The organism is Roseococcus sp. YIM B11640, from assembly GCF_049727625.1.
GTDB lineage: Bacteria > Pseudomonadota > Alphaproteobacteria > Acetobacterales > Acetobacteraceae > Roseococcus.
The window spans coordinates 391,110-402,143 of the sequence record NZ_JBBJOZ010000004.1 but is presented as its reverse complement, the minus strand read 5'-3'; the positions used below and the strand labels follow the sequence as shown (position 1 = coordinate 402,143).

Genomic DNA, 11,034 nt, shown 5'->3' with positions numbered 1-11,034 from the left:
AAAGAGGAAAGCCCTCTCTCTGACTGAAAGATTGCCGCAAAGCGCTCCGAAGGCTCAACGCCAAAGGGCGTCTCAGACGGCGAAAAAAGGGGCTTCCAGCCAATGGATGCCCAAAATAGAGGCGGCAGTCCGGGGGAGCCCAGACAGTCGCCTTTTCTTTGTGCAGGCAGTTAGTCTGGGATCGCCAGCCAGGTGTCTCGGAAGCTGATCAGGTCGCTTTCGATGAAGGCGTAGATCGCCAGCCAGATCACAGCGGAAATAACGGTGGTCCAGATCACCTTGCGGCCGATGCGCGGCTGCTCCGGCGCGCCGCGCCAGCCGCCGGCCTCCAGATCGCCCTTCGCATCGGGACGCACGCCGATCGGCAGGACCGCGAAGAGAATGGTCCACCAGATCAGCGAATAGACGACAAAGCCCAGAAACCAGCCCATCACGCGCTCCAGGTCACGGGGTCAGACCCGCAGCAGATGCACTTCCACGTTCGGGCGCTTGCGCACGCGGCGGCCGATCGCCTTGCGAAGCGCAGCCCGCGCCGCCTCGGTCAACGCCTCATCCTCCTTGCGGAGGCCCTTGGGCAGGTCTCCCAGGCTGCGCGCCAGCTCGTCGGCGATCTGCTCCGGCTCGGGCCCTTCCGAATCGAAAAGTCCGGGAGCGGAAACGCGGGGCCGGCCCACGACGCGGCCGCCTTCATCCACCGCGAGGCTCGCCACCACCACGCCGTTGAAGAGCATGCGCTTGCGCGCGCCCATCACCGCGCCCTCGAGAGGCAGCAGGCGGCTACCATCCACGGCCAGCCGCCCGACCGGCGCGCTGTCCACCACATCCACCTTCCCAGGCGCGAGGCGCAGGATGTCGCCATCCTCGATCAGCACCGGATGGGAGCCGCATTCGCGGGCAAGCCCGGCATGCTCGGAAAGGTGGCGCCATTCGCCATGCACGGGCACCGAGTATTTCGGCTTCACCAGGCTGTAGAGCCGGCGCAACTCATCGCGCGCCGGGTGGCCGGAGACGTGGACCGCATGGTCGTCCGCCGTCATGACCTTGCAGCCGCGCCGCGTCAGCTCGTCCTGCACATGCAGGATCAGGCGCTCGTTGCCCGGGATCATGCGGCTGGAGAAGATGACCGTATCCCCCTCGCCCAGCGAGAGGTTCGGGTGCGTGTCGGCCGCGATCTTGGCCAGCGCCGAGCGCGGCTCGCCCTGGCTGCCGGTGCAGATGACCAGCAGGTTGTCGTCGGGCAGGAAGCCCGCCTCCTCCTCGGTCACGAAGTCGCGGACGGATTCGAGATAGCCGCATTCCCGCGCCGCCTGCACGGCATTGCGCAGCGAGCGCCCGAAGAGCGCCACGTCCCGCCCCGCGGCCTGACCCGCCAGGGCAATCGACTCGATGCGCGCGAGATTGGTCGAGAAGCAGGTGACCGCGATGCGCCCCTTCAGGCCGCGGATCAGCGCCTGGAGGTTGCGCCGCACCTCGCCCTCGCTGCCCGAATGGCCCTCCACCATGGCATTGGTGCTGTCGCCCACCATGGCGAGCACACCCTCCTCGCCGAGGCGCGCGAAGGCGGCCTCGTCGGTCGGCGGGCCCAGCAGCGGGTGGGGATCGAGCTTCCAGTCGCCCGTGTGCAGCACGGTGCCGTGCCGCGTGCGGATGGCGAGCGCGCAGGCCTCGGGCACCGAATGGGTGACACGGAGGAATTCGATATCGAAGGGCCCGACCGTGCGGCGGCTGGGCAGCGGCACGGTGATGAGCTCGACATCCTGGCCGAGCCCGGCCTCGGCCAGCTTCCGCCGCAGCACCGCCGAGACGAAGGGCCCCGCGATCACCGGGCAGCGCAGGCTGCGCCAGAGATGCGCGACCGCGCCCACATGGTCCTCATGGGCATGGGTGATGACGACGGCGAGCAGATCCTCGCTGCGCTCGGACAGCCAGGCGGGATCGGGCACCATCACGTCGACGGCCGGATTGTCCGGGCCACCGAAGCCGATGCCGCAATCCACCGCGAGCAGCTTGCCGTCGCAGCGGTACACGTTGAGGTTCATGCCGATCTCGCCCGTGCCACCGAGCGGGAGGAAGGCCAAATCGTTCATGGGGTCTGGGAGGTTCACTCAGTCTCTCGGGAAGAGATGGGGGCGGGGTTACGCGCTGCCAACAGGCGAAGCCCCTCCAGCGTGATATCGGTGTCGATCCGCTCGATCATGGTGGTGCCCTCGGCCAGCAGGGGCGCGAGGCCGCCGGTACCCACCACCTTCATGGAGGCGAACTCGGCCTCGTTGCGGATGCGGGTGACGATCCCCTCGATCATGCCGACATAGCCCCAGAAGATGCCGGATTGCATCGCCGAGACCGTGTTGCGGCCGATCGCGGACTGCGGCCGGCCGATGCCGATGCGCGGCAGCCGGGCGGCGGCACGGTGCAGCGCCTCGATCGAAAGGTTGATGCCGGGCGCGATGACGCCGCCCAGGTAGGACCCTTCCTCGTCCACCACGTCGAAGGTGGTGGCGGTGCCGAAGTCGATGACGATCAGCGGGCCCTTGTAGTGGTAATGGGCGGCCAGCGCGTTGAGCAGGCGGTCGGCGCCCACCTCCTGCGGCTGGTCCACCTTGATCTTGAAGCCCCAGTCCAGGATCGAGCGCGCGATCAGCGGCTCGCAGTCGAACCAGTCGCGGCAGAGGCGCCGCAGGTTGTAGAGCGCGGCCGGCACCACGGTGCCGATGACGCAGCGGTCCACGTCCAGGGTCTTCAGCCCCACATGCTGCATGAGCGTGAGCAGCCACACCGCGTATTCGTCGCTGGTGCGGTCCGCGCGCGTCGCGATGCGCCAGCGGCCGCGCCACTCGACCCCGTCGTGAATGGCGACCACCACATTGGTGTTGCCCGCATCAATCGCGAGAAGCATGTCCGTCCCCGATGATCTCCCCGGCATGGTGGACCTCGACCCGGCCCTCGCGGGCCAGGAGGAGCCCCCCATCCTCGGCGAGCCCTTCGTAGCGGCCTGTTACGGGCTTGTCGCCCTGCCGCAAGATCAGGCGTGATCCGCGCTCAGGTCCACGCTCGATCCAGGCGGCGCGGATGGGCGCGAAGCCTTGGGCGGCCTGGACGGCATGCCAGTGTGCGAGGCGCTCCAGCAAGGTTTCCGCGAAATCCTCGGGCCGGATGGGACCGAGGCACGCGGTCTCGCGCCCCTCGACCTCCGGCGCATAGGCGAGGTTCACGCCAATGCCGATGATGAGATGCGCGATGCCACCGGCGGGGTCGAGCGAAGCTTCCGTGAGGATTCCGGCGATCTTCGCGCCGTTCTCCATCAGGTCGTTGGGCCATTTGAGGCGGAGCGCCCGGCCCGGGGCGTGATGCGCGGCCGCCTCGTGCAGGGCGACGGCCGCGAGTAGCGCATGGCCCGCGATCTCCCGCGCCGGACCCTGGGGCCGGAGCAGGATGGAGATGTGCAGATTCCCCTCGCGCGAGGTCCAGGCCCTTCCGGCCCGCCCCCTGCCCTGGCTCTGCCGCCGGGCGAGGATGGCAAGGCCGGCGGCCTCGCCATCCTCGGCCAGTTCGGCCGCGAGGGTCTGTGTGCTGGGGAGAAGGTCGTGGATCTGGAGGCGGAAGGATCCGCTCACCCGATCAGGGCCATCACCGCCTGCCGCGCGGCGTCGAGCACCGCGGCCGGGAAGAGGAAGAAGAAGAGCGTGAAGGCGCCCGTCCCCGCCAGCACCACGGACAGACCGGCCGGCCGCGGGTCGAAGCCCTCGGCGCCCTGGTCGAAGTACATGACCTTCACGATGCGCAGGTAGTAGTAGGCCGAGACGACCGAGGACAGCACGCCCACCACCGCCAGGATCCAGAAGCCCTGCTCCACGGCCGGGAGCAGCACGTAGAGCTTGGCGAAGAAGCCGGCCAGCGGCGGGATGCCCGCCATCGAGAACATGAAGATCGCCATGGCCAGCGCCATGGCCGGATCCGTGCGGCCGAGGCCGGCGAGATCGTCCACGCCCTCGACGGCGCGGCCGTTGCGGCGCATGGCGATGAGCACGGCGAAGGCGCCGAGGTTCATGGCGATATAGATGGCGATGTAGAGCAGGACGCCGCGAAGGCCGGCCTCGCCGCCCACCGCCAGGCCCATCAGCGTGAAGCCGATATGGCCGATGGAGGAATAGGCCATCAGGCGCTTGATGTTCTTCTGCCCGATGGCCGCGAAGGCGCCGAGCGCCATCGACAGCAGCGAGGACAGCACGATCACCTGCTGCCACTGCCCCACGACATCGCCGAAGGGCCCGGAGAGCACCCGAACCAGCAACGCCACCGAGGCCACCTTCGGCGCCGAGGCGAAGAAGGCCGCGACCGGCGTGGGCGCGCCCTCATAGACGTCCGGCGTCCACATGTGGAACGGCACGGCCGCCAGCTTGAAGGCGATGGAGGCGATGATGAAGATGATGCCGATCACGACGCCCTGCGACACGCCCTCGGAGGCCGACAACGCATCGGCCAGACGGTCGAAATTCGTGGTGCCCGCGAAGCCGTAAACCATGGACGCGCCGTAGAGCAGGATGCCCGAGGCCAGCGAGCCCAGGATGAAGTACTTCAGCCCCGCCTCGGCGCTGCGCGGATTGTCCCGGTCGATGGCGGCCAGCACGTAGAGCGGCAGCGACATGAGTTCGAGCCCCAGATAGAGGCTCATCAGATCGTTGGCCGAGATCAGCACCAGCATGCCGAGCGTGGCGAAGAGCACCAGGATCGGGAATTCGAAGCGGGTCAGGCCCTGCTTCTCGTTCCAGTCCAGGGCCAGCAGCAGGCTTGCCGCCGCGGCGCCCAGCGCCAGCACCTCCATGAAGGCGGAGAAGGCATCGGCGACATACTGGCCGCCGAAGCCCGTGCCCTCGCCCTGGCTCACCACCAGGACGCCAGTCAGCACGAAGGCGCCGATGACGCCCATGGTGCAGCCGAAGGTCGTATCCCGCTTGGGAATGACGCCGGCCACGAGGATGACGAGGCCGCAGATGGCCAGCGCCAGTTCCGGAAGGGCGATCGTCCAGTTCATCAGAGGCCTGCCACGCGCGAGGCGGCGCCGATCGCGGCCTGGTGCTGCTGCACCATCTGCGAGACGGTCACCGAGAAGAAGGAAAGGAAGGACTGCGGGTAGATGCCCATCCACAGCGCCAGCACCATGAGCGGCGCGAAGACCGCAACCTCGCGCGGGCTGACGTCGAGCATCGCCTTCACGTCGGCCTTGGTCAGCTTCCCGAAGGCCACGCCCCGGTAGAGCGTCAGCATATAGGCCGCACCGAGCACCATGCCGGTCGCCGCGCCTACCGCCACCCAGGGGTTCACCGCCCAGGCACCGACGATCACCAGGAACTCGCCCGGGAAGCCTGCCGTGCCCGGCAGCGCCACGCTCGCCATGGTGAAGAGCATGAAGATCATCGCATAGGCGGGCATCACCTTGGCCACGCCGCCGTAGCGCGCGATCTCACGCGTGTGCAGCCGGTCGTAGACCACGCCCACGCAGAGGAAGAGCGCGCCCGAGACCACGCCATGCGAGAGCATGGTGAAGAGCGCGCCCTCGATGCCCTGCTGGTTGAAGGTGAAGATGCCGAGCGTCACGATGCCCATGTGGGCGACGGACGAGTAGGCGATCAGCTTCTTCATGTCCTGCTGCGCCAGCGCGACGAGGCTGGTGTAGACCACCGCCACGATGCTCAGCACGTAGATGAAGGGCGCGAAATAGGCGCTCGCTTCCGGCAGCAGCGGGATGGAGAAGCGCAGGAAGCCGTAGGCGCCCATCTTCAGCAGCACGCCGGCCAGGATGACCGAGCCCGCCGTCGGCGCCTCGACGTGCGCGTCGGGCAGCCAGGTGTGCACCGGCCACATCGGCACCTTCACCGCGAAGGAGGCGAAGAAGGCGAGGAAGAGCCACACCTGCATGTTGAAGGGGATGTCGAACTCCGACAGCTCGGGGATGTTCGTCGTCCCCGCCTGATACCAGAGCGCGATGATCGCCAGCAGCATCAGCACCGAGCCGAGCAGCGTGTAGAGGAAGAACTTGTAGGAGGCGTAGACGCGCCGCGGGCCGCCCCAGACACCGATGATGAGGAACATCGGGATCAGCACGCCTTCGAAGAAGATATAGAAGAGCATGAAGTCCAGCGCGCAGAACATGCCGACCATCATCGTCTCGAGGATGAGGAAGGCGATCATGTACTCGCGCACCCGGTTCTGCACCGACTCCCAGGAGGCGATGACGCAAAGCGGGGTCAGCAGCGTGGATAGCAGCACGAAAAGCACCGAGATGCCGTCCACGCCCATCAGGTAGGCGATGCCGAAATCCGGCAGCCAGGAGACCTGCTCGACGAACTGGTAGTCCGCCGTCGACTTGTCGAAGCGGAACCAGAGGATCAGCGACAGCACCAGCACCACGAGGCTGGTCCAGAGCGCCGTCCAGCGGGCGTTGCTCGCCACCACGGCGTCATCGCCGCGGATGCTCATGATGATGACGACGCCGAGAAGCGGCAGGAACGTCAGAAGCGAAAGGATCGGGAAACCCGCGGCGTTCATGGGTCAGCGCCCCATCAGGAAGAGGGTCACGAAGACCACGAGGCCGATGATCATGGCGAAGGCGTAGTTGGCCACCCTCCCCGTCTGGAGCCGCACGACGCCGCGTGCCGTCCCGGCGGCGAGGCTCGCCGCGCCGTTGGGCATGCCGTCGATGATGCGGACGTCGCCCACCTGCCAGAGCTGCTTCGCGAGGCGCTTGGCCGGCTGCACGAAGATCGCGTCGTACAGCTCGTCGAAGTACCACTTGTTCAGCAGGAAGCGGTACAGGCCGGGCACCGCCGCCGCGATCCGCCCCGGCACCTTCGGGAAGAAGCCGTAGAGGATGATGGCGAGCACGATGCCGCTCACCGCGACCGTGAGCACGAGGTTGGGCACCCAGTGCGGGACGTGGTGCATCGCCTCCATCATGTGCTTGGCCGGGAGGTTGAAGATCGCGCCATTCCAGAAGTGCTCGTGGTCGTGGCCGATGAAGTAGGGCGCGAAGACCATGCCGACGAAGACCGCGCCGGTGGCGAGCAGGATTAGCGGGATGAGCATCACCGCCGGGCTCTCGTGCACGTGCTCCATGGTGTGGTGATCCGCCCGCGGCGCACCGTGGAAGGTGAGGATCAGCAGGCGCCAGGAGTAGAAGGCCGTCAGGAAGGCCGCGACGATGCCGCAGACGAAGGCGTACATGCCCACCGTGCTGTGCGCACCGAAGGCGCCCTCCAGGATCGCGTCCTTCGAGTAGAAGCCCGCGAAGATCGGGATGCCGGCCAGCGCCAGCGAGCCGATCCACATCACCGTGTAGGTGACCGGGATCTTCTTCCAGATGCCGCCCATCTTCCGGATGTCCTGCTCGTCCGACATGGCGTGGATGACGGAGCCGGCGCCGAGGAAGAGCAGCGCCTTGAAGAAGGCGTGCGTGAAGAGGTGGAACATCGCCGCCTGGTACAGCCCCACGCCGGCGGCGAAGAACATGTAGCCGAGCTGCGAGCAGGTCGAATACGCGATGATGCGCTTGATGTCGTTCTGCACGCAGCCGATGGTCGCGGCGAAGAGCGCGGTCGAAGCGCCCACCACCGTCACGACGCCGAGCGCGAAGGGTGCGTATTCCATCACCGGCGACATGCGGCAGACCAGGAACACGCCGGCCGTCACCATCGTCGCCGCATGGATCAGCGCGGAGACGGGCGTCGGGCCCTCCATGGCGTCCGGCAGCCAGGTGTGCAGCCCGAGCTGGGCCGACTTGCCGCAGGCACCGCCGAAGAGGAGCAGGCCGATGAGCTCCAGCGAGGGGATGCCCATGAAGGTCGCGTCCACCTTGGAGGAGGCCGCCGCGAAGATCGCGTCGAACTCCAGCGTGCCGAAGGTGAGGAAGGTCAGCGCCATGCCGAGCATGAAGAAGACGTCGCCCACGCGGTTCACGATGAAGGCCTTCATGGCCGCAGCATTCGCGCTCTCGCGGTCGTACCAGTAGCCGATGAGAAGGTAGCTCGCGAGGCCCACGCCCTCCCAGCCGAAGAAGAGCTGGACCAGGTTATCGGCGGACACCAGCATGAGCATCATGAAGGTGAAGAGCGAGAGATAGGCGAAGAAGCGCGGCGGCGTCGCGTCATGCGACATGTAGCCGATCGAGTAGAGGTGGATCAGGGTCGAGATGGTCGTGACCATGCCGATCATGATCGCGCTCAGCGTGTCGTAGCGGAGCGCCCAGGAGAATTCGAGCTCGCCCACATCCATCCAGGTGAAGATCTCGACCGTGGTGGGCTGGCTGCCCATCGCGACCTGGAAGAAGGCCGCGATACCGCAGGCCGCGGCCAGCGCCATGCAGATCACGGTGGCCCACATGGAGGCCTTCACGCCGATCCAGCGGTTCAGGAAGCCCGAGATGCAGGCCCCGAGAAGCGGGAAGAAGACTGCGCCGACGAACATCGGACTAACCCTTCAGGGCCGAGATATCCTCGACCTCGATGCTGCCGTGATTACGGAAGTAGATGACCACGATGGCGAGCCCGATCGCCGCCTCCGCAGCGGCCACCGTCAGGATGAACATGGCGAAGACCTGCCCCGTCAGGTCACCCAGGCGGGACGAGAAGGCCACCATGTTCAGGTTGACGCTGAGCAGGATGAGCTCGATCGACATCAGGATGACGATCACGTTCTTCCGGTTCAGGAAGATGCCGAAGATGCCGAGCACGAAGAGGATGGCGCCCACCGTGAGGTAGTGCGCGAGGCCGATGGTCAGCATCAGTGGTGGCCTCCGCCATGGGTACCGTGGCCATGGTCATGATGGTCGTCGTCATGCCCGTGCGGGGCGGCCACTTCCTTCACCGGAGGCGGCAGCGGGCGCAGGATCTCCTCGCGCCGGATGCCCTGGCCGATGGCGGGCTGGGCCATCAGGAGCTCGGGCGAGCGGGAAACCTGGGCGGCGATGTTCTGGCGCTTGCTGCTGTGCTTGTCGCGCAGCGTCAGCACGATGGCGCCGATCATGGCCACCAGCAGGATGAGACCCGATGCCTGGAAGAGGAAGATGTAGTCCGTGTAGATCACCCGGCCGAGCGCATGGGTGTTGGACACGCCCTCCGGCGTCGGTGCGAGCCTGAGGTCCGCGACGTCGGCCGAGAACTGCCAGGCCCCGAAGACCAGCAGCAGCTCCAGGAACAGGATGCCGCCGATGATGGCCCCGATCGGGGCGTAGCGCTGGAAGCCCTCGCGCAGCTGCACGAAGTCCACGTCGAGCATCATGACAACGAAGAGGAACAGCACCGCGACCGCGCCCACATAGACGATGACCAAGGTCATCGCCAGGAACTCCGCCCCCGCGATGAGGAAGAGCGCCGCGGCGTTGAAGAAGGCCAGGATCAGGTACAGCACCGAGTGCACCGGATTGCGCGAGGTGACGACCATCACCGCCGACGCGATCAGGATGAAGGCGAAGAGATAGAAGGCGAGCGCTGCGATCACGGCATGCGTCCTTCCGGAAGAGGGGTCATAACCGGCATCCGTTCAGCGATAGGGAGCGTCGAGCTCGAGGCGCTTGGCGAGCTCGCTTTCCCAGCGGTCGCCATTCGCGAGCAGACGGTCCTTGTCGTACATCAGTTCCTCGCGCGTCTCGGTCGCGAACTCCATGTTCGGACCCTCGACGATCGCGTCCACCGGGCAGGCTTCCTCGCACATGCCGCAGTAGATGCACTTCGTCATGTCGATGTCGTAGCGCGTGGTCCGGCGGGAGCCGTCCTCGCGGGGCTCGGCCTCGATGGTGATGGCCAGCGCCGGGCAGACGGCCTCGCAGAGCTTGCAGGCGATGCAGCGCTCTTCCCCGTTGGGATAGCGGCGCAGCGCATGCTCCCCCTTGAAGCGCGGCGAGAGCGGCGTCTTCTCGTAGGGGTAGTTGAGCGTGACCTTGCGGCGGAAGAAGTACTTCAGCGTCAGCCACATGCCGCCGGCCAGCTCGGTCAGCAGAAAGGATCGCGCGAAGCGGTCGAGCGTCATCATGCCGGCAGCATCCCGGTGAGCTTGAGGAAGGCCGCGGTCAGCACCAGCCACAGCAGGCTGAAGGGCAGGAAGACCTTCCAGCCCAGCCGCATCAGCTGGTCATAGCGGTAGCGGGGGAAGGTCGCGCGGACCCAGAGGAAGACGAAGAGGCAGAAGCACACCTTCAGCGCGAACCACACTGGCCCGGGGATCCAGGTGAAGGGCTCCATGTGCAGCGGCGGGTACCAGCCACCCAGGAAGAGGATGGTGGTCAGCGACGACATGAGGATCATGTTCGCGTATTCGCCGAGGAAGAACAGCGCGAAGGTCATCGAGCTGTATTCGACGAAGAAGCCCGCCACCAGCTCGGACTCGCCTTCGGGAAGGTCGAAGGGCGCGCGGTTGGTTTCCGCGAGCGTGCTGATGAAGAAGATGATGAACATCGGGAAGAGCGGGATGACGAACCAGAGGTTCTCCTGCGCCCTCACGATCTGGGTCAGGTTCAGCGAACCCACGCACATCAGCACGGTGACGATCACGAAGCCCATCGAGACTTCGTAGGACACCATCTGCGCCGCCGAGCGCAGCGCGCCGAGGAAGGCGTACTTCGAGTTCGACGCCCAGCCCGCGATGATGACGCCGTAGACACCCAGCGAGCTGATGGCGAAGAGGTAGAGGATACCGACATTGATGTCGGCGATCGCCCAGCCGTCATTCACCGGGATCACCGCCCAGCCCAGCATGGCCAGGACGAAGGTGAGCATCGGCGCGCCGACGAAGAGAAGGCGCGACGCTCCCGAGGGGATAATCGTCTCCTTCATCAGCATCTTCAGCGCATCGGCGAAGGGCTGCAGCAGGCCGAAGGGCCCAACCACGTTCGGCCCCTTGCGGAGCTGCATGGCGGCCAGCACCTTGCGCTCGGCCCAGGTCAGGTAGGCGACGAAGATCAGCACCGGCACCAGAAGCGCCAGCGTCTTGGCGACGGTCAGCGCCAGGATGCCGATCGGTGAAGCGAGGAACTCGGTCATCGCC

Annotated in this window: 11 protein-coding genes; all 11 read right to left on the bottom strand. The window is 66.6% G+C overall.

All coding sequences use genetic code 11. The features are described 5' to 3' along the window. Window positions 1–170 precede the first annotated feature (170 nt). From WJM96_RS18380 to nuoH, 11 genes are read right to left on the bottom strand one after another with little or no spacing between them, the layout of a single operon-like run. A complete protein-coding gene (locus WJM96_RS18380; RefSeq protein ID WP_424813988.1) occupies window positions 171–431 on the bottom strand; it encodes a DUF1467 family protein in 261 nt (86 codons plus the stop codon). Between the two features lie 21 nt (window positions 432–452). Then, complete coding sequence (locus WJM96_RS18375; RefSeq protein WP_424813987.1) at window positions 453–2,087, bottom strand: ribonuclease J; 1,635 nt, start codon at window positions 2,085–2,087, stop codon at window positions 453–455. A 14-nt stretch (window positions 2,088–2,101) separates the two neighbouring features. Beyond that, on the bottom strand, window positions 2,102–2,896 hold the full coding sequence (locus WJM96_RS18370; protein WP_424813986.1) for a type III pantothenate kinase: 795 nt from the start codon (window positions 2,894–2,896) through the stop codon (window positions 2,102–2,104). Next, entirely contained in the window at window positions 2,880–3,614 is a 735-nt protein-coding gene (locus WJM96_RS18365; RefSeq protein ID WP_424813985.1) for a biotin--[acetyl-CoA-carboxylase] ligase, read from the bottom strand. Before WJM96_RS18365 ends, WJM96_RS18370 begins: the two co-directional genes overlap by 17 nt. Then, the gene (gene nuoN / locus WJM96_RS18360) at window positions 3,611–5,032 is read right to left on the bottom strand and encodes an NADH-quinone oxidoreductase subunit NuoN (protein WP_424813984.1); all 1,422 of its coding nucleotides are present in this window, start codon (window positions 5,030–5,032) and stop codon (window positions 3,611–3,613) included. Before nuoN ends, WJM96_RS18365 begins: the two co-directional genes overlap by 4 nt. Beyond that, the gene (locus WJM96_RS18355) at window positions 5,032–6,546 is read right to left on the bottom strand and encodes an NADH-quinone oxidoreductase subunit M (RefSeq protein WP_424813983.1); all 1,515 of its coding nucleotides are present in this window, start codon (window positions 6,544–6,546) and stop codon (window positions 5,032–5,034) included. The genes nuoN and WJM96_RS18355 overlap by 1 nt, the downstream gene beginning before the upstream one ends. Before the next feature lie 3 nt (window positions 6,547–6,549). Beyond that, a complete protein-coding gene (nuoL, locus tag WJM96_RS18350; protein ID WP_424813982.1) occupies window positions 6,550–8,460 on the bottom strand; it encodes an NADH-quinone oxidoreductase subunit L in 1,911 nt (636 codons plus the stop codon). Window positions 8,461–8,464: 4 nt separating this feature from the next. Continuing rightward, window positions 8,465–8,776, bottom strand: coding sequence for an NADH-quinone oxidoreductase subunit NuoK (gene nuoK / locus WJM96_RS18345; RefSeq protein ID WP_424813981.1), 312 nt, complete (start codon window positions 8,774–8,776; stop codon window positions 8,465–8,467). Next, entirely contained in the window at window positions 8,776–9,492 is a 717-nt protein-coding gene (locus tag WJM96_RS18340) for an NADH-quinone oxidoreductase subunit J (RefSeq protein WP_424813980.1), read from the bottom strand. Before WJM96_RS18340 ends, nuoK begins: the two co-directional genes overlap by 1 nt. Window positions 9,493–9,534: 42 nt before the next feature. Further along, window positions 9,535–10,023, bottom strand: a complete 489-nt coding sequence (gene nuoI, locus WJM96_RS18335; protein ID WP_424813979.1) for an NADH-quinone oxidoreductase subunit NuoI — start codon at window positions 10,021–10,023, stop codon at window positions 9,535–9,537. After that, a complete protein-coding gene (gene nuoH / locus WJM96_RS18330; RefSeq protein WP_424813978.1) occupies window positions 10,020–11,030 on the bottom strand; it encodes an NADH-quinone oxidoreductase subunit NuoH in 1,011 nt (336 codons plus the stop codon). Before nuoH ends, nuoI begins: the two co-directional genes overlap by 4 nt. Window positions 11,031–11,034: the final 4 nt, after the last annotated feature.

Coding starts and splice junctions, on each gene's coding strand:
- nuoL (WP_424813982.1), bottom strand. CDS start 8,460: ATGTTCGTCGGCGCAGTCTTCTTCCCGCTTCTCGGGGCCTGCATCTCG.
- nuoH (WP_424813978.1), bottom strand. CDS start 11,030: ATGACCGAGTTCCTCGCTTCACCGATCGGCATCCTGGCGCTGACCGTC.
- WJM96_RS18375 (WP_424813987.1), bottom strand. CDS start 2,087: ATGAACGATTTGGCCTTCCTCCCGCTCGGTGGCACGGGCGAGATCGGC.
- WJM96_RS18370 (WP_424813986.1), bottom strand. CDS start 2,896: ATGCTTCTCGCGATTGATGCGGGCAACACCAATGTGGTGGTCGCCATT.
- nuoI (WP_424813979.1), bottom strand. CDS start 10,023: ATGATGACGCTCGACCGCTTCGCGCGATCCTTTCTGCTGACCGAGCTG.
- WJM96_RS18355 (WP_424813983.1), bottom strand. CDS start 6,546: ATGAACGCCGCGGGTTTCCCGATCCTTTCGCTTCTGACGTTCCTGCCG.
- nuoK (WP_424813981.1), bottom strand. CDS start 8,776: ATGCTGACCATCGGCCTCGCGCACTACCTCACGGTGGGCGCCATCCTC.
- nuoN (WP_424813984.1), bottom strand. CDS start 5,032: ATGAACTGGACGATCGCCCTTCCGGAACTGGCGCTGGCCATCTGCGGC.
- WJM96_RS18380 (WP_424813988.1), bottom strand. CDS start 431: ATGGGCTGGTTTCTGGGCTTTGTCGTCTATTCGCTGATCTGGTGGACC.